This window comes from Streptomyces sp. NPDC000151 (assembly GCF_040301705.1).
Lineage (GTDB): Bacteria > Actinomycetota > Actinomycetes > Streptomycetales > Streptomycetaceae > Streptomyces.
The window spans coordinates 15265-38251 of the sequence record NZ_JBEPFC010000014.1 but is presented as its reverse complement, the minus strand read 5'-3'; the positions used below and the strand labels follow the sequence as shown (position 1 = coordinate 38251).

The window sequence follows — 22987 nt, the reverse complement described above, 5'->3', positions numbered from 1 at the left end:
TGATCGCGTGCCGGGGTGAACCATCGGTACGGCCTGCGAAGACGTGTTCACGAAGCGGCCCCGGGTTCACCGTCGGCCCAACCGGCCGCGAGCAGCTTCTCCCTGATGGCCCGTTTGACGATCTTGCCATACCCGGACTTGGGTATCTCCTCCCACTGCAGGAAGTGCTTCGGCAGCTTGTACCGCGCTACTTGCGGCTCCAGCCAGGCCGAAAGCGCCTCGCTGTCCACGGGCACATGGTGAGCGCTGTCCGCGACCCAGACCGCGACACCGACTTCGCCCCAGAGGGGATGCGGCATACCGAGCACCGCGACCTCGGCCACCCCTGGGTGAGCGACAAGCTTCTCCTCGATGTCCCGTGGGTGCACGTTCGATCCACCCGAGATGTACATGTCCGAGGCCCGTCCGGTGATGTAGAGGTATCCCTCGTCATCGACCATTCCGAGGTCCCCCGTGTGGAACCACCCATCCCTGAACGCGGCAGCGTTCGCTGCGGGGTTGTCCAGGTATCCGTAACAGACCGCGGGCCCGGCGACACAGATCTCACCTGTCGTGCCTGCCGGGACCTCACACCCGTCCGCGTCTCGGATCGCGATCTGCATCCCGGTCCGAGGCCTGCCACACGTGCCGAACTGGACGCCGTCCGGGCGAGGGCGGTCATGTTCGTGAGGGGGAAGGACAGTGATGTTGCCGGTGACTTCGCCAAGGCCGTAGTACTGAACCAGCACATCGCCCAGGACTGCCCGGGCATGGTCCTGGTCGGCCGCGTACATGGGCGCGCCCGCGTAGATCACTTGGCGGAGACTCCGGTGATCCCGGCTGGCCGCGTCCGGATGCTCGGCGATTCTCTTGAGGATCGTCGGCACGGTGAAGAGGTTGGTGATGCGTTCGGTTTCGACCAGGTGCCACACCTCGGCGGCGTCGAGCCCTGGGGAGGTGGGCAACACAGAGCGGACGCCCCTTGCGACCTGGGGCAGCAGATGGATGCCCGCGCCGTGGGACAGCGGTGCCAGGACCAACGACGCGTCTGCCGCCTCGAGCCCTGGCATCAGGTCGGCAATGTGGTTGGTGACCACGAACCCCAGCTGATCATGGGTGAGGATCGCTGTCTTCGGGCTGCCGCTCGTTCCGGAGGTAAAGAAGTACCAGGCCGGGCTGGACTGGGCGACAGCCATGTCCGCGAGCGGCTCCACGCGGCAGTCTCCGCTCAATGGGGCCAAGTGGCCAACGGCGTCCGGGCCGTTCGCGTCAATCCACAGCGGGCTGCCACGTAGTGTGTCCACGGCCTTGGCCACTGCCTCGGCATGCCGTGGCTGGCTGCTGTGACACACCATGAGAGCCGGCTTGCAGGCCTGGGCGATCACCACGATGTCCGAAGGGGTGAGTCGACTGTTGGTCGGTGCCAGCACCGCCCCCAACCGCCAGGTCGCGAACATGGTTTGTACGAGCTCGACGTGGTTGGCGCTGTGCACGAGCACGCAGTCGCCGGCTCGGATGCCTCGTGCCGCCATCTCGTGCGCCAGTGCCGATGCCCCGGCGTCGAGTTGACTCCACGTCCATCGACGCTCCCCGTGCACAAATGCGGTGGCGTCCGGCAGCCGCCGCGCCGTCTGGGTGAGCAGGGTCGCCAGGTTGACAGCGCGCCTCACAGGCGCGGAATGCGCTGCGTTGGTCATCGCTTCGTCGCCTCCAGGACCGATGCGTAGTTGGCGACGGCGGCTCCGCCCATGTTGAATACCGCTGCCCGATCAATACGCGGCAGCTGCATGGCTCCGGCTTCTCCGACGAGCTGCATTGCCGCCATGACGTGCTGGGACACTCCGGTGGCACCGATCGGGTGCCCCTTGGCCTTCAGTCCGCCCGAGACGTTCACCGGAAGTGCTCCGTCGCGCTGGGTGGTCCCCTCCGCCAGCACCGCCGCGCCCTTGCCCGGTTCCGCGAGACCGAAGGCCTCGTACTGCAGGAGCTCCGCGGCGGTGAAGCAGTCGTGGGTCTCCAACAAGCCCAGGTCGGACAGCTCGGTACCCGCCTGGGCCATGGCCGTCCGGAACGCGCGACGCGCACCGTCGAACTCGAGTGCATCGGCGCGGGCGTCGATCGCCATGTGATCATTGGCTTGCGCTCGGCCCAGCCATCCGACCGATCGGCGGGCAGTGCGTGCGACATCAGGTGCCGCAACGATCAGGGCAGCCGCACCGTCGGAGATCATCGAGCAGTCGGTGCGCAGCAACGGATCGGTGACCACGGGGTTCCGGTCAGATGCGACGGAGCAGAACTCGACGCCGAGGTCCTTGCGCACGTGTGCATAAGGATTGTCGACACCGTTGCGGTGGTTCTTCGCGGCGATCTGTGCAAGCGCCTGCCGCGGGTCGCCATAACGCTCGGCGTAGCGACGGGTGAGCTCAGCGAAGATCCCGGGAAAGCTGCCATAGACGGCCTCGCTCAGCAGGTGGCACCCCCCGAGCAGTACCGCACCCGCTTCAGCACTGCTGACTGCGGTCATCTTCTCGGCTCCGATCACCAGAGCCACCCGCGCCCTCCCGGACTGGACAGCGTCGAGCGCGGTGAACAGAGCCGCACTGCCGGTCGCACACGCGTTCTCAGTCCGAATCGCCGCGGTCTTGGCCAGCTCCGGGGTCGCCGAGCCCACGAGCGCCGCCTCGAAGGTCTGCTGCGAGAAGCCGGAGCCAAACACTCCGACCGTGATGTATTCGATGTCATCAGCGCTGAGACCGGCATCAGCCACAGCCGCAGAGGCGACCTCGCTCATCAGGGCCTCGACATCGGGTGCCAAAGAGCGCCCGAAGGGCGTATGGGCCCAGCCGATCAACTGTGGAGAGGATGTCATCGTCGACCTCCAGAAACCTCGTCGCGAGTGCGTGGGTGCGGTGTCGTCGATGGTGTGGCCCGGCGAGCGCCCAGGAAAGCGACGGACGGAGGCAACATTGCCCCCGAGCATCATCGATTTGTAGAAAATGGCAGGTGGAGGTGGCTATGACAGGGCTATGGAGCCAAGGGTCGGCAGCGATCCGGTTGATCGTCGATGAGTTGGCGGAGCGACTGGGGCGTTCCGTGGTGGTCGACGACCCACTGGTGCGACAGCTGTATGCAAGTCGGCACTTCAACGACGAGGATCCAGCCCGGGTGCGCGCTGTCCTGCAGCACGAAGCAGGCCCGGATGTGGTGAGGTACGTCCTGGGCCTCGGCGTGGAGCGCTGGCCGAAACCGGGCCGTATTCCGGCCGAGCCCGGACTGGAACTGCTGCCTCGGTTCTGTGCACCGCTGCGTGCGCGAGGAGAGTTCCTGGGCATGCTCATGGTGATCGATGCCGATGAGAGCTTGGCTCCGTCCGAGGTCCGGGACATCGAGGCGACAGCGGCCGCGCTCGCCGCGCAGCTTTCCGTCATGGCCACCGATCACCACCGCGACGAACGGGCGAGCGCCGTCAGGCGGCTTCTCTCCACGTCCGCCGCCGACCGGGAGTCGGCCGCGGAACAGCTGAGCCTCTGGGGATTCAGGGACCGACCGCATGTGGTGGTGAGTCTCGTAGAGGTATCCAGCCCGCTGCACAGCGAAGCTCAGCTCGAGTTGGCGCTGCGTGCCGCACAAGGACAGATTGAATCCGCAAGTAAGATCCGAGGCTTGGGCACAGTGAGCGGTCAACGGGCGGAATTCGTCCAGCAGTGGCTGTCCCCGCCGGACCCCGACCAGCTCCATGACCAGGGACGTCGACTGCGCGACACCCTCTTGCGTGTCCTTGGCGCCAGCGCACACTGTGTCGTCGGTATCGGTTCAGCGGTGGCCGGTACGACGGAAGCGTTCCTCTCCCGTCGCCAGGCGCGCGTCGCGCTGCGGGCTGCGCGATGCCTGGAACGGACGAACGGCATCGGTGTCTGGGACGATCTCGGCGAATACGCTCCGCTGCTGTGCATCTCGGACGAACTCCCGGCCGGTACGCGGGCCGAACAGGCCCTCCAGGCGATCGAGGCCCACGAGACCGGCTTCAAACTGCGCGAGACCCTCACCGTGTACCTCGATGAGGCAGGCAACGTGCCTCGGGCGGCCAAAGTCCTGAACCTGCACCGGACTTCGCTCTACTACAGACTCAAACAGATCCAGGAGATCACAGGCATGGACCTTGACTCCGGAACCGACCGCCTCGCGCTCCACCTGCAGCTGCGGCTTCGGGACATTTCCACATCGGAGCTGCAGTTTTCGACGGATGAATGAAACTCGCGCCTGAGATCGCAGCAACCAGAGGTATCGGCCCCCTTTCTCGGATTCGCATGCTTTCTCGGGACCAGTAGTGGGTCCCGTGCCGACATCGTGGCCGTCGCCCACCCACTCGTACCTGGACAAACAGAACGCGAGGCGAAGCCATGAGCGGAACCGGCTTGATGTTCACCACTTCCGACGGCGTGAAGCTGTGTTACGACGATGAGGGAACCGGCGCGCCGGTCCTGCTCGTCCACGGATACTCCGCGAACCGCGGCTACTGGCCCTTCCAGCGGCGCGCCCTGCTCGACGCCGGCTACCGCGTCATCAACATCGATCAACGCGGCCACGGCGATTCCGATCGGGTCGCCTTCGGTCAACGGATGTCGCGGCACGGCATGGATCTGCGCGACCTGATGGACGGGCTGCGGTTGACCGATGTCGCCTTGATCGGCCACTCGATGGGGGTGTCTGTATCGCTGGCCCTCTTCAGCCTCTATGGCACGCACAATGTGAGCCGCTTCGTGGCCATCGACCAATCACCGAAGATCATCAATGATGACGGCTGGAAGTGGGGGGTGTTCGGCGTCGAGTGGCCCCTGGCATGGGAGCAGGCAAACTTCCGTCAGCCCTGGGGCGAGCCCGACCGGGAGCCGGCCGTGCCGGAACATGTCGCTGTCGAACTGGCCAAGTTGAGGCATCACCATGACAGCTTCCCGCACGAGCAGGTCACCGAGCTCTTGATGGATCATTTTGCAGCGGACTGGCGAGATGTGCTGTCCCGGATCGACATACCGACCTGGGTAGTGACAGGCCGCCACAATCCGTACTACCACGCCGAAGGCATGGAATGGTTCGCTCAGCACGTCCAGCACGGCAGCTATTCGATCTTCGAGAACAGCGGCCACGAGCCACACATGAACGAAGCGGCGCTGTTCAACAAGCAGCTGCTCCAGTTCTTGAAGAGCACTCCCTAGCCGGCCCGGCCTGACCCGATCGGTGCTGACGCGCGCTGCTCCACGGGACTCCGTACCGCAGCCGAGCAGCAGCTTTCAGCAGATGGATAACGGTCGTCTCCGGGGTCTCGACGCACAGAGGTGGAGATCGTCGTGCCGGCCTCGCAGGCTTTGATCGTCTACGCCGCCGGCATGTCCCTCCCACTGCACCGGCAGCGTTTCCCTCTGGCCTGATCGGCGCGAGTCGTAGCCCGTCTGTCGATCCCACGACACTGGAGTCACCATGGCATCTGCAGCACATGTCGACAGAACTTCCATCCCGTCATCCGGTCGCGTCGCCGTCGTGACCGGGGGCGCAAACGGTATCGGCGCTGCCACTGCCCGCAGCTTGTGTCTTCAAGAAGGTCACACAACGATCGTCGCTGACCTCGACAAGCAGGCAGCCGAGCAGTTCGTCGACGAGTTGCGGTCGGCGGGCGGAGCCGCCGAGGCCATGCACCTGGACGTCTCCTCCCCCGACGCGGTCGACACCTTCTTCGACGAGATCGCTGTCAGCACCGGCCGATGCGATGTGTTGGTGAACAACGCAGGGATCGCCTCGATCCAGGCCCTCGACAGCCTCGACATGCGGACCTGGGAGCGAACCTTCGCGGTGAATGTCACCGGCGCGCTGCTCATGTCTCGACGCGGTGCGCCCCTGATGGCCGAACGAGGCTGGGGGCGCGTCGTGAACACGACCTCGGTGAGTGGGCTGCGCGCCGGATACGGCCGTACGGCATACGGAAGCTCGAAAGCCGCACTCACCGGACTGACCCGCCAGCTCGCTGTCGAACTCGCACCGCGGGGGATCACGGTCAACGCGGTCGCCCCCGGACCCATCGCGACTGGGCTCGCCCAGGAGTCGCACAGTGACGCCACCCGGGAGTCCTACACCCGGATGATTCCCATGGCCCGCTACGGAAGTCCGGAGGAGATCGCCGCAGCGATCGTGTTTCTCTGCTCGGATGCGGCCAGCTTCATCACCGGTCACACGATCCCGGTCGACGGCGGCTACATGGCCGCGGGGATACTCAGCGACTGACCTCTTGGCATGCGTCCGCAGTCGCGGCGCCCGCTCGCCCCCCTGGGCCAGCCGACGCCCATTCCAGTTGACGCCCGGTGCGGATCACGACACAAGAGCGTTCCTCCTTCCAGGCGGGCAGTTCGGTCTGGCCGCATTCGCGGCGGTGCGGGATGACCAGGCCGGTGCCACGGTAGCCGTCGTCGGAAATCACCGTGGTCGCATCGACGGGTTGGTCGAACAGCGGTAGTAGTTCTCAGGGCTCACTGGTGGCCTCATCCACCGTGCAGCGGGCGGTGGGTCACTGGGCGGGCGGGGGTCCGTCGGCTCCTGCTGCCCGGATGAACCCGGTGAGGACGGTCGTGTACTCCTGTGGGTGCGTGACGTGCGGGATGTGGCCCGCGCCCTCGAAGGTCTGGCGCTGTGCTTGCGGCATGACTGCGGCCAGCCGTTCGAGGACCGTCGAGAACCAAGTGGGGCTCGCGCTGCCGCGGCTCAGCAGTACGGGCATGGTGCAGGCGGAGAGCCTGTCGAGGTCCAGTACTGCCCAGGACGGGTCGGTCTGTTCGTCCAGCCATGTCTGGGCATGGGTCACGAACGTCTCACGCAGGGGAGCAGGCAGCTGGTCCCACATGCCAGGGCCCAGGGCTACCTCCTCCACGAACAGGCGTGCGCCCTGCTCGTCCTCATCCTTGCGAAGGTGGTCCATCGCTGCGTCGACGGAGGCCATCGTCGGCTGCAGCTGTGCCAGGGAGTCCGGGTCGTCGGCCACCACTCCCACCAGCGGGGGCTCGTGGACCGTGATGCTGCGAAACAGCTCGGGCCGGCGTGCGGCCAGGCCGAGAACGATCGACGCGCCGAAAGAACTTCCGGCGACGTGCGCGGGGGCGTGCCCGAGCCGTTCGATCAGCGCCGCAAGGTCGTCCTCGTCCTGCCTTCGGGTGCCCTGGCCCGGCACCTTTTCGCTCTGGCCATGGCCGCGGCGGTCGTACGTGATCACGGTGAAGGACGCACGAAGGTCGGCTTCGATCGCGGGCTGCCAGCTCCTGTGGTCGTTCCACGAGCCGTGGACGAGTACGAGCGGTTCGCCTTCACCTACAACCTCGTAGTAGAGATTCACACCGTCGGCGCGCACCTGTGGCATGCCGTGCCTCCTCGGAGGGGAAGGGCGACGGGTCCCGCGCGCCGCCACACAGATTTCTATCAAGACCCTCCAGCGTCAGGCCCGCAGCCGCGCCGCGGCAGCCGGCCTCCGTCAGCGAGTCGAAAAGTTCATGAGTTTCGGCAGCACCGGTACGCGGCTGCATCTGATCGTTCCTCAGGCCGCCCCGAAGCGCGCTCCCATCCGCAGCGGTCAGCCGCTGCGGCGGGAGCGGGCCAGAGCCATCCCGCCGAGGACCGTGGCGATCAGCCCCAGCGCCAGGGCGATGTAGCCAGCGGCGATCCCGTTGCCGGTGCCGATGCGCCCGGTGGAGCGGGCCACAGCCAGCCCGCCGATGACCACGCCGGTCAGCGCCAGCAGCGCGGCAGCGGAGGCCCGGATTCGGTCGGGGGTCGGGCCGTAAACGGTGGTGGCGGCCGACTGGACCGAGGCATGCGCGGCCGCGGGTTCGGCAAGCACGACACCTCGCGTGTGCGGTAGTCGGCCGATCACGCGCGCGCGGGATTCGCCCGCGCGCACATCCGGCTGGGGTGCGCGCATGAATACAGGACGGCCCCCTGTCCGGGCCCGTGTCATGGACTGGGTGATCGCCGTCGGTGTGGCGGCGACGCTGCTGGTCACCGGGCTGTCCGGGCACCATTCCGCCACGGGCCTCGACCTGCTCGGGTACGCGCTACTGGCGGCCGGAGGTCTGGCGCTGGCTGCACGCCGCCGGGCCCCGGTTCCCGTCCTGGCCATCACCGGGCTGTGCGCGGTGGGTTACCAGGCGGCCGGTTTTGACGTACCTGCTGTCGCGTACCTTTTCGCCGTCTACGCGGCCGTGCGGGCGGGACACCGCACTGTCACAATGGCGGCGAGCGTGACCGTGCCGGCCGTTCTCCCGCTCGCGGCTCTGGCCTCGGGCCTGCACGACACGGGCGAGGCATTCGCGCAGGCCAGAGGCGCCCTCGAGGTGGCCTGGCTGATCGCGGCCGGCGCCGCGGGTGAAGCGCTGTGGCAGGCCGAGCGGCGGGCGGACGAAGCCGAGCGCACCAGGGAGGAGACCGCGCGGCGCCGCGCGAATGAGGAGCGGCTGCGCATCGCGCGGGAGCTGCACGATTCGCTCACCCATCAGATCTCGATCATCAAGGTGCAGGCCGAAGTCGCCGTCCACGTGGCCCGCAGGCGTGGCGAGGAGGTGCCGCCGGCCCTGCTGGCGATCCAGGAGGCCGGACGTGAGGCGGCCCGGGAGCTACGCGCGACGCTGGAGGCGCTGCGCGATGACGACAGGACGCCGCCGCGTGGGCTCGACGACGTCCCGGAACTGGTGGAACGCGTCCGTACCATCGGCCTGGACGCGACGCTGACGATCGAGGGGCGACGACACGACGTGCCGGCCGCAGTGGACCGGACCGTCTACCGGATCGTTCAGGAGTCGCTCACCAACATCGCCCGTCACGCGGACGCCGCCACGGCGTCGGTCCGGATCGACTGCCGTCCGGACGCCGTCGCCATACGCATCGACGACGACGGCAAGGCCGCGCCGGACACCGCCCCGACGCCCGGCCTCGGGCTGCTCGGCATGCGCGAACGCGTCACCGCCCTCGGCGGCCGGCTGCGGGCGGAACCGCGCGGCGAGGGCGGCTTCACCGTCCAGGCCGAACTTCCCGTGGACCAGACGTCATGATCCGTGTCCTGCTGGTAGACGACCAGCCGCTTATTCGCAGCGGATTCCGCGCGCTCCTCGACCTCGAAGAGGACATCGAGGTGGTCGCCGAGGCCGCCGACGGGAAGGAGGGCCTGGAGCTGGCCAGGGAGCACCTGCCCGACGTCGCTCTCATCGACATCCAGATGCCGGTCGTCGACGGCATCGAGGCGACCCGGCGCATCGCCGCTGTCCCGGCCCTGGCCGGGGTGCATGTCGTCATTCTGACCAACTACGGCTTGGACGAATACGTCTTCAACGCGCTGCGCGTCGGCGCCGCCGGATTCCTCGTCAAGGACATCGTGCCGGACGACTTCCTGCACGCCGTACGCGTCGCGGCGCGCGGTGACGCCCTGCTGGCACCGTCGATCACCCGCAAGCTGATCAACAGGTACGTCACCCAGCCGCTCGCCCCCAGCACCGGAACGGGGCTGGAAGAGCTGACCAGCCGCGAGCGCGAGGCTGTCGTTCTCGTCGCGCAGGGCCTGTCCAACGACGAGATCGCGGGCCGCATGGTGATCAGCCCGATGACGGCGAAGACCCACATCAACCGGGCCATGGCCAAGCTCCATGCCCGTGGCCGGGCCCAGCTCGTGGTCCTCGCGTACGAATCCGGCCTGGTAGCCCCGCGCAGCTTCTGGCATCCACGGTCCGGGTGCATGCCGAGTCCTCTTACTGAACGCGCTCGGCCCTCCGCCACAACCCGATGGGCTGCCTGGCCTGCGGGGTACCGGTGGAACTTGCTGCCTCGAGCCGCCCGGGGCACGATCTGCGCCCGCACCCTGGCCCGGTGCTCGGTCTTGTGGCCCCAGGCCGCCTTCTTCAACCGGTGCCGCTCGGCGGCGGTCAGGACTATCGGGCGCGCGGTGGCAACAGACCAGGCAGGCAAGCCGATCAGCAGAAGTGGATCACGAACGGCCACAGCCTGCCGATCCGCTTCCCCCTGGGCGCGGCCCGTGCTGGGGCAGCGGGCCCGGGCGCACACGGGGATTCCGGCGGGTGTCGATATCGATCGGGCGGCTCAGGAGAGTTCGTGCCGGGTGCCGTCGGCGACGGCGTGGAGCTTGTCGGGGTTGGCCACGTTGTGGATGGTCGAGATGCGGCCTTCCGGGTCGAAGTCGAAGGTCAGCGTGGCGATCACGCGGTCCGGGCTACGGAAGACCACGCCCGGGCCGCCGTTGATCCAGGAGAGCTCTGCCCGCATCTGCCCGGGCTCGATGCCCTGGTAGGTCACGGTGCCGAGCGCGGCGAACCAATGGGCCACGGTCTCCAAGCCGATGACCGGCTTGAGGGCCTGGCGGACCTTGCCGCCGCCATCGGTCCACAGCGTCACGTCCGGGGAGAGCAGCTCCATGAGGGTGTTGATGTCGCCGCCCGTCGCCGCCGCGAAGAAACGCTCGGTGACGTCGCGTTGGCGGGCACGGTCCGCGGTGAAACGGGGCCGGCGGGCCTGGACGTGCTCGCGGGCCCGGTGCGCGGCCTGCCGGACCGCCGGCTCCGAGCGTTCCACCGCGTCCGCGATCTCCGCGTAGCTGAAGGCGAAGACCTCCTTCAACACAAAGATCGCGCGCTCCAGGGGGCTCAGCGTCTCCAGGACGACCAGCAGGGCCATGGAGACCGAGTCCGCCTTGGCGACGCCGTCGGCGGTGTCCGGGCCGGTGAGGATCGGCTCGGGGAGCCAGGGCCCGACGTAGGTCTCGCGCTGGTGGCGGGTCGAACGTAGCCGCTCCATCGCCAGGTTGGTGACGATCCGGGTCAGGTACGCCTTGGGGTCGGCGACCTGGGAACGGTCGGCCGCCGACCACTTGAGCCAGGCGTCCTGGACCGCGTCCTCGGCGTCGGCGGCGGAGCCGAGGACGCGGTAGGCGACGGAGAAGAGCAGGGTGCGGTACTGCTGGAAGGCGAGCTGGTCGGGGCTGGTCTGCTGCGGCTGGGTCACTTGGCGCTCCGTGTCCGGGTGTAGCGGCCGCCGTGCGGCCAAAGGGCGCCCGAAGCGGGCATCTTCTTCATGCGGGCGAAGGTCGGCCACGGCGCTGCGGTGACCGTCTCCTTGTACTTCGCGGCCCGCTTGCCGGTCAGCACGATCCGGCGCGGGCTGTCGTCGGGGTGGGTGAACTGCACGACGGCGTCGTTCCGGCCCAGGCTGACGGGTGTGTGGTAGTAGCCGAAGCGGAAGGGCTTGGGCTCCTTGCCGGCCAGCACTCGCAGGATCGAGAGAGCCGCGTGCACGCCGGTGGGCATGCCGCCCTGGCAGGTCCCGTGCATCACGCCGTAGCCCTGACGGATCGCCGCCGCGTCACCCACGGCGTAGACATCCCGGTGGGAGACCGAGCGCAGCGCATTGTCAGTGACCACCCGGCCGCGCCCGTCGACGGTCAGGCCCGCGGCGGCAGCCAGCGGCGAGACACGGGTGCCGCTGGTCCACAGCACCGCGGCTGCCGGGATGCTGGAGCCGTCCGCGAGCTCGACGCTGTCCGGCAGCACCTTGACCACCTCGACGCCGCTGCGTACCCGCACGCCGAGCCGGGCGAGCGCCGCGTCCAGGTAGGCCTTGGCCTTCGGGTGCATGCTCGCCCCCGGCTCCCCCCGGCCCAGCAGCACCACCTGGAGCTCTGGGTGCCGCTCGGCGATCTCCGCGGCGGCCTCGACACCGGTGAGGCCGCTGCCGCCGACCACGACGGTCCCACCGTCGAGCCGGGTCAGCCGGCCGGCAAGGACGGCGGCGTCCTCCTGGCTGTTGAGGGTGTAGGCGTGGTCGTCCACGCCGGGAACGGCGACGGTGTCCGCGATGCTGCCCAGGCCGTAGACCAAGGTGTCGTAGCGCAGGACCCGGTCATCGTCGATCCGGACGGTCTTCGCCTCGGCGTCCACGGCGGTGACCCAGCCGCGGATGAAGCCGGCCCCGGTGCCGTCCAACAGCTCCGGGATGTTCATCTCGGCCGTCTCCTGGCCGGTGGCGGTCATGTGCAGTCGGAGCCGCTCGGTGAAGGTGTCGTACGGGTTGACCAGCGTCACTCGCAGGTCACCACGCTTCCTGGTGCGGGCCGCGAGCTGGATCGCGGCGGAGAGCCCAGCGTAACCGGCACCCAGGACCAGGACCTCGTGCTGCTGCGCTGCTGTCGTGTCCATCGCTCTGCTGCCTCTTTCGTGTCGGTCGTTCCCGCCGTGCGGACGACCACCAGACGCAAGCTGTCCTTCCGTTCGTGACATGGGGTCGGTGTGACCCACATCACACTACGGAGAGAGGGCGGGCGCGCGGCGTCAGCACCCCGCGTGCACATCCCTCCGGGACCCCCGGGAATCCGCAGGCAGGCGCGGGACCTGCCGCGCCGCAAAACGGCCCTGACCCGGGCGTAAGCCAAGGTCAGGGCCGCTATAGCGGACGAGTCGGCCGGTACGCCGAGGAGACCGTCCACGGTGGAGGGATGTAGACCGATCGACGGCTCGACCAGTACATACAGAACGCCGGTGGTGCGGTTGCGGACGGCGCGGGACAGCTGACCCGCGGGGTCGGGGCAATGCCAGTGTTCGCACCCCAACTGCGGCCGATACGACAGACCGTGAAAGATGGCGGCGCGATTCCCTACACCCTTCGGTTCCCGGGGCCGTGACCACCCCACAGCATGGTCCGATTCCGTGCGGCATCCGGTGTCGGGCCCAACGCCTGACCCCGGTCCCGCTCGACGTACCACCACTCCCCCAGCTGCGACCGCCGACGCGCGCAGCTGCCGCAATCTGCCCTGGAAATGAGGCACACAGCAGTGGTATCCACGGCTTCACCGACTCAGAGTTCACCGCCACGCCTGCAGGGAAACCTCGGCACCCTCGGGCTGTTCTTCAGCGTCATGTCGTACAACGCACCGCTGGTCGTTGTCGTCGGGGTCATCCCGCTGATGGTGACCAGCGGCAATGGCATCGGCACACCGCTGGTGCTCCTCCTCGCCGGGATCATCCTCGCAGCCTTCGCAGACGGCTTCATTCAGATGTCGAAGACGCTTCCGCGCCCCGGGGCCTTCTACTCCTTTGTCACCGTCGGCCTCGGCAAGACCAGCGGTCTCGGGGCCGGCCTGGTCATGCTCGTCGCGTACTTCTGCGTCACCGTCGGCACCGTCGCCTTCGGCGGGATCGTCCTGCAGTCGCTCGTCACAGACACTCTCGGCGGCCCCGACCTGCCGTGGGCCCTGTGGTCGATGGTCTTCTGGGCGGCCACGGCCGTGCTCGGGTACCTACGCGTCGACCTGTCGGCGAAGGTTCTGACAGGCGTCCTGATCCTGGAGTTGCTGGTCGTCGCCGCTTACGACATAGGCGTCGTGTGGCATGGGGCCGGACACGGCCGGCTGTCCACGCAACCGTGGTCCCCGCATCACCTGATGGACGGGTCCCTCCCGATCGGGCTGCTGTTCGCGATGGGCTTGTTCGGGGGGTTCGAAGTGTCCGTTCTTCTCCGCGACGAGCTGAAGAACCCGCAACGGTCCATCCCGTTGGCCACCTTCGGTGTCATTGCGAGCGCCGCGGCGCTCTACTCGGTCACTTCCTGGCTGCTCGTCAGTTCCGTGGGAGTCGACGACGCGGTCGCCAAAGTCACGGCCGACCCCATCGGGACCATGAACGGGAGCATCGCTCAATTCGCCGGGACATTCGTACTGGACGCGAGCACCGTGCTCGTCAACACGAGCACCTTCGCCGTGCTGTTGTGCGCGCACAACGTGACCTCACGTTACGCCTTCAACCTCGGAGCGGACGGCATCCTTCCGAGCCGGCTGAGTGCGGCTCATCCGCGCCACGGATCGCCCCACGTCGCCTCGCTTGTGGTCAGCGCACTCTCTCTGGTGGCGTTCGGGGTGGTCGTAGCCACCCGTGTTGACCCGCACCAGTTCTACGGCGCCTCGACCGGGATGGCAGCCCTGGGCGGAACGATCGTGTTCCTTCTGACCAGTTGTGCGGTAGTGCGCTACTTGAACCGGCCCGGCAGCCGCGTTCCGCTGCTGCGCCGGGCCGTCCTGCCGGCCATCGCCTGTCTGGGCCTGGGTGTGTCCCTGTTGCTGACTCTCACCCACTTCTCCGTCCTCACGGGCGGTTCGGAGCTTCTGTCGACGGCCCTTATGGGCCTCATCGTGATCCCGTTCGTTGTCGGGGTGGTCTTGGCGAGGAGATACCGCCGTACACGGCCCGATGTCTACCGACGCATCGGGAGGGAGTGACGACCTGACGTTCCCGAAACCCGTTGAGGGGCTGCCCCACACATGGCGTGGGGCAGCCCCTCAACGGGACGAACTACTGACGGCCGATGTGCTGGTAGACATCGGGCCGTGTCCGGCGGAACCGCCGGGCGATCAGCATGCCGGAGCCGAACACAGCGGCCAGGAAGAGGAGCAAGGTGACCGCCAAACCGGTCGAACCGGCAATCATGAGGGGGAAGTTCACTGCAGCCAGGATCAGCGCGGCCACGAGTCCGGTACCTGCCAGAAGGGGACACAGCACCGTCGTCCACATGGAGGCGTGGCCCTTGCCGTGCCGACGCATGTACACGGGGACCGACAAGTTCGTCAGGAACATCGCGAGGATCAGTACAAAGCTGGTAATGCCGAGCATCGCCGCGTAGAAGCCGAGTGGTTCCAGTCCGAGGATGACGACAGGCACGTTGACGGCGAGCGCAGCGAGGCTGGCGACCACAGAAGCCCGGTGAGGGGAGCGGTGGCGCGGATGCACGGCGCCGAGCTGCCGGGGCAGGATGCGGTCGGCGGCGAGGTTGAACAGATAGCGGGAAACGATGTTGTGTCCGGCGACCAGCACGGCGAGTGTGCTGGTGTTCACCAGCACGGTAGCGACATCGAGCAGGATCCTGCTCCCGACGCTTGCGAAGCTCGATGTCATCGCCGCCTCTGGGGCGGCGGTGACAACGGCCACCGCCTTGTCCGCGCCGATGGCGTTGACGAAGGCCCAGGATGTCGTCGCGTACAGCACCATGGCGGTCGCGATGACGGCGAAGGTCGCCCGGGGCACGGTGCGCTCCGGAGATCGGACCTCGTCCCGATAGAGGGCCGTCACCTCGAAGCCGCCGTACATTCCCAGGCCGTAGAGCAGAGCGAGGCCGAAGGAGCCGTCGAACCAGTGCGAAGGCGCGAACGGCGCCGCCGAGAGTCCGCTGCCTCCCGTGTGGGCCGCAACCGCGAGGTCGTAAGCCACGACAACCGCGACCTCGCCGAGCAGTAGCACCGACATCACCTTCGCGGAGAGTTCGATGTGCAGGTAGCCCAGGACCGCGGCGCCGGCCCAGAAGACGGAGGCCCACACGGGCCACGGAAGGCTCGGGCCGTGGACCTGCTCCACGAGCGAGCCGAGCACGACCCCGCCAAAGGCGAAGGTGCCCGCGTACCCGGCGAAATAGCCGAGCAGTGTCACCAGCCCTGCCCCCAGGCCGACTTCCTTGCCGAGGCCGGCCGTGATGTAGGCGTAGAACGCGCCGGGCTTCGGGAGTACGCGCGCCATCCTGGTGAAGCCGACGGCGAAGGCACCGACGACGGCCCCGGCCACGATGAAGGCCACGGGAGTCCCGACGCCGTTGCCGACGGCCACCATCACAGGGATCACGCCCATGACGATGACCAAGGGTGCGTTCCACGCCATGACGCTGAGGACGAGCTGGACGGTGCGGAGATTGCCGCTGAGCCGGGGAGCGCCTGACTGCTCCGCTGTCGTAGCCGGTGATTGCTGGTGTTCGATCGTCATGCTCGGGTTCCTTCCTCGGGGCCGAACCGGTCCGGGCCCGGAAGGTCGCCGGCCGTGTGCTGCGGGAGGCTCCCGGGCGTGGCGAAACTAGGCCGCAGCCGATGCGCACACCATTGGAGAAGTCACGACTCCAAGGCCGCCCGCTGTGCGTTCACATGAGTCGCAACGGGGACCGCCAGGGCGTCGCCCGGAACACAACGCCGGAGTGCACCGCACGGCCTGATCGCCCTCGACCGGCGCTGTCCGCGGCCACGGCGCGCCGACCCACTGGAAATCGGCCGAGCTCCTGGCAGAACGTTCGTCACTTCGCCAATGGGCCCCGATTCCCTCTGCGGCGATCGTGGTTCCCGAGGGACCTGGCTCCCGCTCGCACACCACCGGCGCGCATCCGCCCCTTCGACAAGATCAGGAAGTACCGGCATGACTTCAAGCACCGTGGCCATCACCGGAGCCGGATCCGGGATCGGACAGGCCATTGCCACGGCCTTCGCGGAACAGGGCTGGGCCGTCTTCGCCAGCGACATCTCCAAGGACCGGATGGCTGCCACCGAAGCCGCGGCCGGCCACCCCGACTCTCTGTTCACCAGCGCCGTCGACGTCAGCGACCACGAGGCGGTGCAGGCCTTCGTCGCGCAGGCCGCGGCGCACACCGGCACGCTTGACGCGCTGGTGCACTGTGCAGGCGTATTCGACGGCTACGCCGACGTCGTGGAGACCACCCCCGATCTCTGGAACAAGGTCATCGGCATCAACCTAACCGGCGCATTCCACAGCAGCAGGGCCGCGGCCCAGCGCATGATCGGCCAGAAGAAGGGCCGCATCATCGTGATCGGGTCCGTGGCGGGACGACGGGGCGCCGCCGACGGCATTTCCTATGTCACCTCCAAGGCCGGGATCGAAGGAATGGTCCGCCGGCTCGCCATCGATGTCGGCCCGCACAACGTCACCGCCAACGTGGTCGCCCCTGGCGTGACCCGCACCGGGCTGCGAGCCACCTCGGAGGAGGTCCTCGGCGACCTCGTCTCCACTCAACAGCGTGGCATCGGCGTCTCTCCCGAGATCATGGACTTCCTCATTCCGGCCAAGCGCTCCGCCGCCCCGGCCGAGATCGCCGACGTCGTGCTGTTCCTCGCCTCCGACGCGGCCGGTTACGTCAACGGGCAGTCGCTGGCTGTCGATGGCGGCTGGACCGCCACCTGACCCGGGCGGCTCCGCTCCGCTCCAACCGAGTCCTCACGGAAGAGAGCTACACATGATCCGCACTGCGCTGACCTCCCTGCTCGGTATCGAGCACCCCGTCTGCTCGGCCGGTATGGCTCGGGTGGCCCAGGCCGAACTCGCCGTCGCCGTCAGCGCGGCGGGCGGCCTCGGCTGCCTGGGGGGCGCCAGCTTCATGCCGGACGATCTGCGCGCCCAGATCGAGAAGATCAAGGCCGGCACCGACAAGCCGTACGCCGTCAACCTCCTGCTGCCGGACTCTCTCACCACGGAGGACGAGGCGCAGTGGGCACCGGTACGCCGATTGCTCGATGAACTTCCCGCGGCTGAGCGGGCCAAGCTCACCGACGGGATCGAGGCGTTCCTGACCCCCGGCGTCACGGCCCGCCAGGTGGAAATTGTTCTGGACGCGGCGCCGAAGGCCGTGGTCCTCACCTTCGGGACACCCGAGTGGTTCGTCCGCGCCTGCCACGAGCGCGGCATCGTCGTGATCGCGCTGGTCGGGTCCGTGGGCAAGGCGAAGGCGGCTGCAGCAGCCGGTGTCGACGTGGTCGTCGCCCAAGGGACGGAAGGTGGCGGCCACACCGGTCATGTGTCCACCATGGCCTTGGTACCCGCCGTACTCGACGCCGTCGACATTCCGGTTCTCGCCGCCGGCGGCATTGCCGACGGGCGCGGCCTGGCCGCCTCCCTGGGACTCGGCGCCTCCGGCGTCTGGGTGGGCACTCGGTTTGTCGCCACGCCGGAAGCCTACGGCCACCAGGCGTTCAAGAACCGGGTGGTGGCCGGCCGGTTCCAGGACACCACCATCACCTACTCGTACAGCGGCAAGCGCATGCGTGCCTTCAGTAACGACTGGACCGCCCGCTGGGAGGGCTCCGAGCAGCAGCCGCAGGCATTCCCCGCGCAGTACGCGCTGGCCGGCGCCCGGGTGGAGACCGGATACCAGGACGGCGATACGGCGACCGGGATGATGCCCGTGGGACACACCACGCAACTCGTCCACGACATAAGGCCCGCAGGCGAGATCGTCACCTCCATGGTCGCCCAGGCCGAGTCCATCCTCGCCGGCCTCTCCCCGCAGTCCTGATGGAGCGGAGAACAACCATGCCCACCACTGACGACAGCGCTCATCCGCGCCCTCCCTACTGGACGACCAGGGTGAGCACCCTCACCGACGACAAGGTGTTCGTGCGCGGATACGACCAGCCGAGCCTGATCGGCGCGCTCCCTTTCACCGCCGCGTCCCATCTCCTGATCCGCGGTGAACTGCCCACGCCGGCGCAGGCCCGGGTACTGGACGGCGTGCTCGCCGCGGTCCTCGACTACGGCCTGGAAAAGCCCGGCACCGCCGCTGCTCGCTACGCCGTCTCGGCCAATCCGAGCATGCCGGCGGGGCTCGCCACTGCCTGCCTGTCCGTCGGAAAGCACACGCTTGCCACCGAGGACACCGCTCGCTTCCTTCTCGACAGTCACCGGAAGTATCTGGACTCCGACCTGAGTATCGAGGAGTTCGCCGAGACGGAAGTCGCCCGGCTTCGCGCAGCCCGGCAACGCATTCCGGGGCTTGGGCACCCTGTCTTCAAACGAGTCGACCCGCGCGCCGCGGCCCTGCGCAGGCTCGCCGTGGAGGAGGACTGCTGGCCGGCCGAAGGCACGGTGTACGAGGCACTGCACGCCGCGTTCACCAGGCTGCCCGGCAAGTCGGACATCGCGATCAATGACGTCGGGATGATGGCCGTGCTCCTGGTCGGGCTCGGCTACACACCCGAGGAGGGCACGGGCTTGGCGATCCTGTCGACCCTGCCCGGAGTGATCGCGCACGTCTCCGAGGAACTGGCCGCCGGCAGACCGATCCGCGTGATCCCACGGTCGGACGTCGATTACCAGGCCCTGCGCGACAGAGACGTGGCCGCCGATCTGGCTGCTGCGGGCTGGCTCCCCGAACGGGCCCCGGCAACGGCGGAGGCCGGATCGTGACACTGCGCATGCCCGAGGGCAAACGGATCGCCGTCTCCCTCAGCCCTGACTTCGACGCGCAGAGCGTTTGGATGGCGACGTTTCGCACCCGCTCCCAAACCCAGATGTCCCGAGGCGAGTTCGGAGCCGAGACAGGCGCCCCGCGCCTGCTGGAGACGTTCCGCCGATACGGCATCACCACCACTTGGTGCGTCCCGGTCCACACCATGCTGACCTTCCCCGAGGCGGTGCGGGCCATCGCTGAGGACGGCCACGAGATCGCCGCACACGGCGTCTACCACGAGTACATCCCCAAGCTGGAAATCGACGAGGAACGTCGGCTGCTGGAACTTCAACTGAAGGAGCACGAACGCGTTCTCGGCCGTCGACCGCGGGGATACCGCTCCCCCGCCCTCGACGTAACGGACAACACTCTCGCACTCCTCGCGGAATTCGGATTCGCGTGGGACTCCTCGCTCATGGGGCGGGATTTCACTCCGTACCGCCCACGCATGGTCGTCGAGTTCGACCTGGAACGCGGCAATCGGTTCGGCCCGCCCAGCGAGGTGCTGGAAATCCCCGTGTCCTGGGCCCTGGACGACTTCCCCGAGTTGGAGAGTTTCAAGGGGAACGCCCTTATGCAGAGCAATGAGGCTGTCCTGGCACGCTGGAAGGGCAGCTTCGATTTCGCCCACGAGCGTTGCCCCGGAGCTGTACTCACCTGGACATTGCACCCGCAGTGCATCGGGCGGGCGCACAACCTGATCATGCTGGAGCGATTCCTGGAGCACATCACGGCGAAGCCGGATGTCTGGTTCCCCACGCTCTCCGAGGTGCACGCCGCTTGGTGTGACGACTGACTCGAACGACGCGAGCGCGCCCCCGTCACTCGACCCCGATCGTGCCCTCAGGCACGGTCGGGGTCGAAGACGACACCGAGTCCGCCGGAGTGCGGGGATGCCTCGCCGACCGGCTGCTGGGGCGCATCGATGTCGGTGGGTCTGCACCCCTCGTCAAACCGGGGGCTTTGCAGTCGGGTGCGGGGGGCGCGTGCCAGATCGAGTGCGGTCAGCGCGAGAAAGACGGAGGCCGTGGCAGCCGGATCGCGCAGCGATATGTCAAGGGTCTCCTCCACCTTGGCGAGCCGGTAACGCAGCGAGTTGTGGTGGATATTGAGCGAGCGGGCCGCGCCGTTCATGCTCTGTTTGTGCTCGAAGTAGGCTCGCAGCCCCTCGATCATCGGCGGCCGGTCGGCGAGGGGGCGCAGAAACTCCCGGGCCCAGTCGATGAGCCGGTCGACACCGACGTCGGAGAACAGCCAGGTGGCGAAGTCGAAGTCGTCGTAGGTCAGGACGCGTCGTCCTCGTTCGTCGCGCAGAAGGGTGTGCACGGCGAGCTGCGCGTCGTGCAGGGAACGGGCGAGCTCGCCCGTGCTGCGTGCGTCTCGCCCCACTCCGATATAGGCGTCCGGAATACTGCCATCGGCACCGGAAATGAGCCGCTTCAGCGTGGACGGGGAGCACTGGACAGCGGCCACCAGTTGTCGGTCGCGCACACTGAGCAGAAACGGAACATTGGCGTCCTTGAGGGCCTGTTCCAGCCCGTCGGCCGCCTGTCTGAGTACGGGGACACCGCGGGAGGTCAAGGACGAACGGACGGGGCGCAGCACAATGGTCCGGATCTCGTGGCCGAAATCCAGGCCGAGTCCGGCGATGCGTCCCGTCAGTTCGGGGTCGTCGGGAAACGGCTCCAGGGCAAGTGCCTCCTCCAGCACGGCAGCGCGGACAGCGTTCTCCTGCCGGCGGGACACCTGGGTCATCTGGTGACACACCTCGACCAAGGAGGCCGCGACGTGCACGGCCGAGACGAGATAGGGGTCCGCGAAGTCGCCCCGGCGGTTCACTACGACCAGCCAACCCAGGTAGTCGCCCGGTACGTCCGGATCACGCACCCGGTCGGCCACTCCGGTCCAGCCGTCGACGTCGAGGAATTGTGTTTCGGCATCGGTGCGCCGGACCGTGTCGACAAGCAAGGTCAGTGGTGCCGGGCCGGTCGAGTGGAGGGCTTGCCCGCGCTTGTCGACCAGCGCCACGGTGGCGTTGCAGGTGCTCTTGAGGCGGGCGAGCAGGTCGGGCAACGGGGTGGATGAGCCCAGCGTCTGAGTGAGCGAACGCTGGAGCGAGGCCAGGCGCCTGGCCATGTTCTCCTCCGGCCGCCCGCAGACCCGGCCGATGGCCAGTACGGCCTCAGCTGGATCAATGGTGCCGCCGGCCTCGACGAGCAGGTGGTCCCCGGCCAGCGCGGCCGCTTCGGCGGCCGGGACCGGGCAGGGCGCGGTGAGTACCAGGATCCGCGCGGGCCCGCCGTCCAGGGCGCGCACGGCCTTGGTGAGCTCATCCCTGCTGATCAGGGGCGGACAGACGAGCACGGCCGCACAGTCAGTGGTGCCGGTTGTTGCCGTCAGTACGCTGGCGGAGCGCACCGGCAGGAGGGTGGCGTCCTCCTCGCCGTTCAAGAGGCGTGCCTGGGGGCCGAGCTCAGCGATCAGCATCCCCAGAGTGGGGCCGGCAGAACGGTCCATACAGGTGCCTCCAGCCGACGGGTCTCCTCGTGGGTTCGCCATCCTAGAAAGCAGCCGGAGGCCCCACATCGGAAGTCTCACGAACAATTGCACGGCCCGTTGTGATGGTTCCAGTGCCGAGGGGGCCACGGCTCTCTACCGTGGGGCACAGTCCGGAGCTACACCGAAGGGGAAGAAGCACTCATGAGCAACGGGGAAGTCCTGGCAACAGCCGACATCGTCGTCGTCGGTGCGGGCATCGTGGGTCTGTGCACGGCGTGGGAGCTCAAGCAACGCGGATTCGGCGTGCTCGTCGTCGATCAACGCTTCCCGGCGTACGGGGCGTCGGGACGCAATCCCGGTGCCCTTTGGGTGCAGACCCGACGAACGGGAACGGAGCTGTCGCTGGCGCGCGCAGGCAAGAAGAAGTACCAGGAATACCGCGACACACTCGGTGACGTTTTCGACCTCCGCACCGACGGCGGCCTGTTCTTCTTCGAGACGGACGAACAGGCCGAGGTCATGGCCGGCTATGTCAAGGACCGCCGGGCCAGCGGTGTCGAGCTGGAGCTCATCGGCCGGGCAGAGGCCGCCAAGCTGAGTCCGATTCTTCCCGGCACGGCAATCGGCGCAGTCTTCAGCCCGGAGGACGCTCAGATCGATCCGCAGCAGTTCCTCTCCGCCCTGGAGGCCGCTTGCACCCGGGCAAAGGTACGAATCTTCCGCAACACAGCCGTGCTCTCGGCGCTGCGCGACGGAGACCGTGTGGTCGGGGTCCGCAGCGTGCGCGGGGAGATCCATGCCTCGGGCGTGGTGTGGGCGACGGGCGCCTGGGCCTCCGCTCTGCCCACCGAGGGCGTGCCCTCCGCTCTCAGCACGGTGCGTATCGGTCAGTTGATGATGCAGCCGGTCGAGTCGGCATCGAGTCCGGTCCTGCACGGCCCGCGCGGGGTGCACGGCTGTGGCGCCCTCACGGACCTGCCGCAGTTCGCCCCGGAGGCGTTCGCGACCCCGCTCGCCTCCGCTGAGGGCGACGCCCGCGGATTCTTCAACGACACGGCGATGCTCAACCAAGGGGGCTCGCTGTACATCGGTCACAGCATCGACGGGCACGGCTCGCTCAACCCCCACATCAGCCTTGCCGCGACCCAGGTGATGGCGAAGGTGGGCGCAGAGCGCTACCCGCAGTACGCCGAATTCGGGGTCACGGGCCTCTGGGCCGGCCTGGGCAGCGAGACGCCCGACCAGCTTCCCATCGTCGGTCCCGCCGACGGCGCCTATGTCAATGTGGGCCACGACTGGGGAATCTCCAGTGGCCCGGCGTGCGGCCAGGTCCTTGCCGAGATCATCGCCGGTGAGCACACCCCGTACGCGAAGGCGCTGCGCGCCGACCGTGCCGCGCTGCGGACACCGCGCGATTGAGCGGGACCCACGGTCTCGGAAT

Annotated in this window: 18 protein-coding genes and 2 pseudogenes; 11 read left to right on the top strand and 9 right to left on the bottom strand. The window is 68.0% G+C overall.

The window, feature by feature from the left end:
- Window positions 1-47 precede the first annotated feature (47 nt).
- Both ABT381_RS07075 and ABT381_RS07070 read right to left on the bottom strand, forming a co-directional pair.
- Window positions 48-1676: an AMP-binding protein gene (locus ABT381_RS07075; RefSeq protein WP_351588934.1), complete on the bottom strand. Its 1629-nt coding sequence runs from the start codon at window positions 1674-1676 to the stop codon at window positions 48-50.
- A complete protein-coding gene (locus ABT381_RS07070) occupies window positions 1673-2848 on the bottom strand; it encodes a thiolase domain-containing protein (protein ID WP_351588931.1) in 1176 nt (391 codons plus the stop codon). Before ABT381_RS07070 ends, ABT381_RS07075 begins: the two co-directional genes overlap by 4 nt.
- A 146-nt stretch (window positions 2849-2994) precedes the next feature.
- On the opposite strand from ABT381_RS07070, the gene ABT381_RS07065 reads away from it, so the two are divergent.
- The 3 genes from ABT381_RS07065 (at window position 2995) to ABT381_RS07055 (ending at window position 6252) form a co-directional block, all read left to right on the top strand.
- A complete protein-coding gene (locus ABT381_RS07065; protein ID WP_351588928.1) occupies window positions 2995-4230 on the top strand; it encodes a PucR family transcriptional regulator in 1236 nt (411 codons plus the stop codon).
- A 149-nt stretch (window positions 4231-4379) separates the two neighbouring features.
- Complete coding sequence (locus ABT381_RS07060; RefSeq protein ID WP_351588925.1) at window positions 4380-5192, top strand: alpha/beta fold hydrolase; 813 nt, start codon at window positions 4380-4382, stop codon at window positions 5190-5192.
- A gap of 262 nt (window positions 5193-5454) precedes the next feature.
- Window positions 5455-6252, top strand: coding sequence for an SDR family NAD(P)-dependent oxidoreductase (locus ABT381_RS07055; protein WP_351588922.1), 798 nt, complete (start codon window positions 5455-5457; stop codon window positions 6250-6252).
- A 94-nt stretch (window positions 6253-6346) separates the two neighbouring features.
- Here ABT381_RS07055 and ABT381_RS07050 read toward each other — a convergent pair.
- The 3 genes and pseudogenes from ABT381_RS07050 to ABT381_RS07040 form a co-directional block, all read right to left on the bottom strand.
- A pseudogene (locus ABT381_RS07050) lies at window positions 6347-6445 on the bottom strand (IS5/IS1182 family transposase); the annotation flags it as partial.
- Between the two features lie 87 nt (window positions 6446-6532).
- Window positions 6533-7375: an alpha/beta fold hydrolase gene (locus ABT381_RS07045; protein WP_351588919.1), complete on the bottom strand. Its 843-nt coding sequence runs from the start codon at window positions 7373-7375 to the stop codon at window positions 6533-6535.
- A gap of 210 nt (window positions 7376-7585) precedes the next feature.
- The gene (locus tag ABT381_RS07040) at window positions 7586-7852 is read right to left on the bottom strand and encodes a DUF6223 family protein (RefSeq protein ID WP_351588916.1); all 267 of its coding nucleotides are present in this window, start codon (window positions 7850-7852) and stop codon (window positions 7586-7588) included.
- Window positions 7853-7931: 79 nt separating this feature from the next.
- Here ABT381_RS07040 and ABT381_RS07035 point away from each other — a divergent pair, with 79 nt between their 5' ends.
- Together ABT381_RS07035 and ABT381_RS07030 are read left to right on the top strand one after the other, a co-directional pair.
- Entirely contained in the window at window positions 7932-9059 is a 1128-nt protein-coding gene (locus ABT381_RS07035) for a sensor histidine kinase (protein WP_351588913.1), read from the top strand.
- Window positions 9056-9709 (top strand): annotated as a pseudogene (locus ABT381_RS07030) (response regulator); the annotation flags it as partial. The gene ABT381_RS07035 and the pseudogene ABT381_RS07030, both read left to right, overlap by 4 nt.
- 389 nt (window positions 9710-10098) lie before the next feature.
- Here the strand turns inward: ABT381_RS07030 and ABT381_RS07025 are convergent.
- On the bottom strand, window positions 10099-11016 hold the full coding sequence (locus ABT381_RS07025; RefSeq protein WP_351588910.1) for an RNA polymerase sigma-70 factor: 918 nt from the start codon (window positions 11014-11016) through the stop codon (window positions 10099-10101).
- Window positions 11013-12206, bottom strand: coding sequence for an NAD(P)/FAD-dependent oxidoreductase (locus tag ABT381_RS07020; protein ID WP_351588907.1), 1194 nt, complete (start codon window positions 12204-12206; stop codon window positions 11013-11015). The genes ABT381_RS07025 and ABT381_RS07020 overlap by 4 nt, the downstream gene beginning before the upstream one ends.
- Before the next feature lie 716 nt (window positions 12207-12922).
- On the opposite strand from ABT381_RS07020, the gene ABT381_RS07015 reads away from it, so the two are divergent.
- On the top strand, window positions 12923-14278 hold the full coding sequence (locus ABT381_RS07015; RefSeq protein WP_502965698.1) for an APC family permease: 1356 nt from the start codon (window positions 12923-12925) through the stop codon (window positions 14276-14278).
- A gap of 73 nt (window positions 14279-14351) precedes the next feature.
- Here ABT381_RS07015 and ABT381_RS07010 read toward each other — a convergent pair whose 3' ends face one another.
- Entirely contained in the window at window positions 14352-15806 is a 1455-nt protein-coding gene (locus ABT381_RS07010) for an APC family permease (protein ID WP_351588901.1), read from the bottom strand.
- A gap of 420 nt (window positions 15807-16226) precedes the next feature.
- On the opposite strand from ABT381_RS07010, the gene ABT381_RS07005 reads away from it, so the two are divergent.
- The 4 genes from ABT381_RS07005 to ABT381_RS06990 are packed head-to-tail and all read left to right on the top strand — an operon-like array spanning window position 16227 to window position 19843.
- Window positions 16227-17006: an SDR family NAD(P)-dependent oxidoreductase gene (locus ABT381_RS07005; protein ID WP_351588898.1), complete on the top strand. Its 780-nt coding sequence runs from the start codon at window positions 16227-16229 to the stop codon at window positions 17004-17006.
- 52 nt (window positions 17007-17058) lie between these two features.
- Window positions 17059-18114, top strand: coding sequence for an NAD(P)H-dependent flavin oxidoreductase (locus ABT381_RS07000; RefSeq protein WP_351588895.1), 1056 nt, complete (start codon window positions 17059-17061; stop codon window positions 18112-18114).
- A 17-nt stretch (window positions 18115-18131) separates the two neighbouring features.
- Complete coding sequence (locus ABT381_RS06995; RefSeq protein ID WP_351588893.1) at window positions 18132-19004, top strand: citryl-CoA lyase; 873 nt, start codon at window positions 18132-18134, stop codon at window positions 19002-19004.
- Window positions 19001-19843 (top strand): polysaccharide deacetylase family protein, encoded by an 843-nt coding sequence (locus ABT381_RS06990; RefSeq protein WP_351588890.1) that lies wholly within the window; start codon window positions 19001-19003, stop codon window positions 19841-19843. Before ABT381_RS06995 ends, ABT381_RS06990 begins: the two co-directional genes overlap by 4 nt.
- 47 nt (window positions 19844-19890) lie before the next feature.
- Here the strand turns inward: ABT381_RS06990 and ABT381_RS06985 are convergent, their stop codons facing one another.
- On the bottom strand, window positions 19891-21534 hold the full coding sequence (locus tag ABT381_RS06985) for a PucR family transcriptional regulator (protein WP_351588887.1): 1644 nt from the start codon (window positions 21532-21534) through the stop codon (window positions 19891-19893).
- A 213-nt stretch (window positions 21535-21747) separates the two neighbouring features.
- On the opposite strand from ABT381_RS06985, the gene ABT381_RS06980 reads away from it, so the two are divergent.
- Complete coding sequence (locus ABT381_RS06980; RefSeq protein WP_351588885.1) at window positions 21748-22965, top strand: NAD(P)/FAD-dependent oxidoreductase; 1218 nt, start codon at window positions 21748-21750, stop codon at window positions 22963-22965.
- Window positions 22966-22987 lie beyond the last annotated feature (22 nt).

What these genes read in the sequence shown, in the direction of transcription:
- ABT381_RS06995 (WP_351588893.1), top strand. Translation starts at nt 18,132, where the DNA reads ATGCCCACCACTGACGACAGCGCTCATCCGCGCCCTCCCTACTGGACG.
- ABT381_RS07005 (WP_351588898.1), top strand. Translation starts at nt 16,227, where the DNA reads ATGACTTCAAGCACCGTGGCCATCACCGGAGCCGGATCCGGGATCGGA.
- ABT381_RS07065 (WP_351588928.1), top strand. Translation starts at nt 2,995, where the DNA reads ATGACAGGGCTATGGAGCCAAGGGTCGGCAGCGATCCGGTTGATCGTC.
- ABT381_RS06980 (WP_351588885.1), top strand. Translation starts at nt 21,748, where the DNA reads ATGAGCAACGGGGAAGTCCTGGCAACAGCCGACATCGTCGTCGTCGGT.
- ABT381_RS07055 (WP_351588922.1), top strand. Translation starts at nt 5,455, where the DNA reads ATGGCATCTGCAGCACATGTCGACAGAACTTCCATCCCGTCATCCGGT.
- ABT381_RS07035 (WP_351588913.1), top strand. Translation starts at nt 7,932, where the DNA reads ATGAATACAGGACGGCCCCCTGTCCGGGCCCGTGTCATGGACTGGGTG.
- ABT381_RS07045 (WP_351588919.1), bottom strand. Translation starts at nt 7,375, where the DNA reads ATGCCACAGGTGCGCGCCGACGGTGTGAATCTCTACTACGAGGTTGTA.
- ABT381_RS07010 (WP_351588901.1), bottom strand. Translation starts at nt 15,806, where the DNA reads ATGACGATCGAACACCAGCAATCACCGGCTACGACAGCGGAGCAGTCA.
- ABT381_RS07060 (WP_351588925.1), top strand. Translation starts at nt 4,380, where the DNA reads ATGAGCGGAACCGGCTTGATGTTCACCACTTCCGACGGCGTGAAGCTG.
- ABT381_RS07000 (WP_351588895.1), top strand. Translation starts at nt 17,059, where the DNA reads ATGATCCGCACTGCGCTGACCTCCCTGCTCGGTATCGAGCACCCCGTC.
- ABT381_RS06985 (WP_351588887.1), bottom strand. Translation starts at nt 21,534, where the DNA reads ATGCTGATCGCTGAGCTCGGCCCCCAGGCACGCCTCTTGAACGGCGAG.
- ABT381_RS07020 (WP_351588907.1), bottom strand. Translation starts at nt 12,206, where the DNA reads ATGGACACGACAGCAGCGCAGCAGCACGAGGTCCTGGTCCTGGGTGCC.
- ABT381_RS07075 (WP_351588934.1), bottom strand. Translation starts at nt 1,676, where the DNA reads ATGACCAACGCAGCGCATTCCGCGCCTGTGAGGCGCGCTGTCAACCTG.
- ABT381_RS07070 (WP_351588931.1), bottom strand. Translation starts at nt 2,848, where the DNA reads ATGACATCCTCTCCACAGTTGATCGGCTGGGCCCATACGCCCTTCGGG.
- ABT381_RS07015 (WP_502965698.1), top strand. Translation starts at nt 12,923, where the DNA reads ATGTCGTACAACGCACCGCTGGTCGTTGTCGTCGGGGTCATCCCGCTG.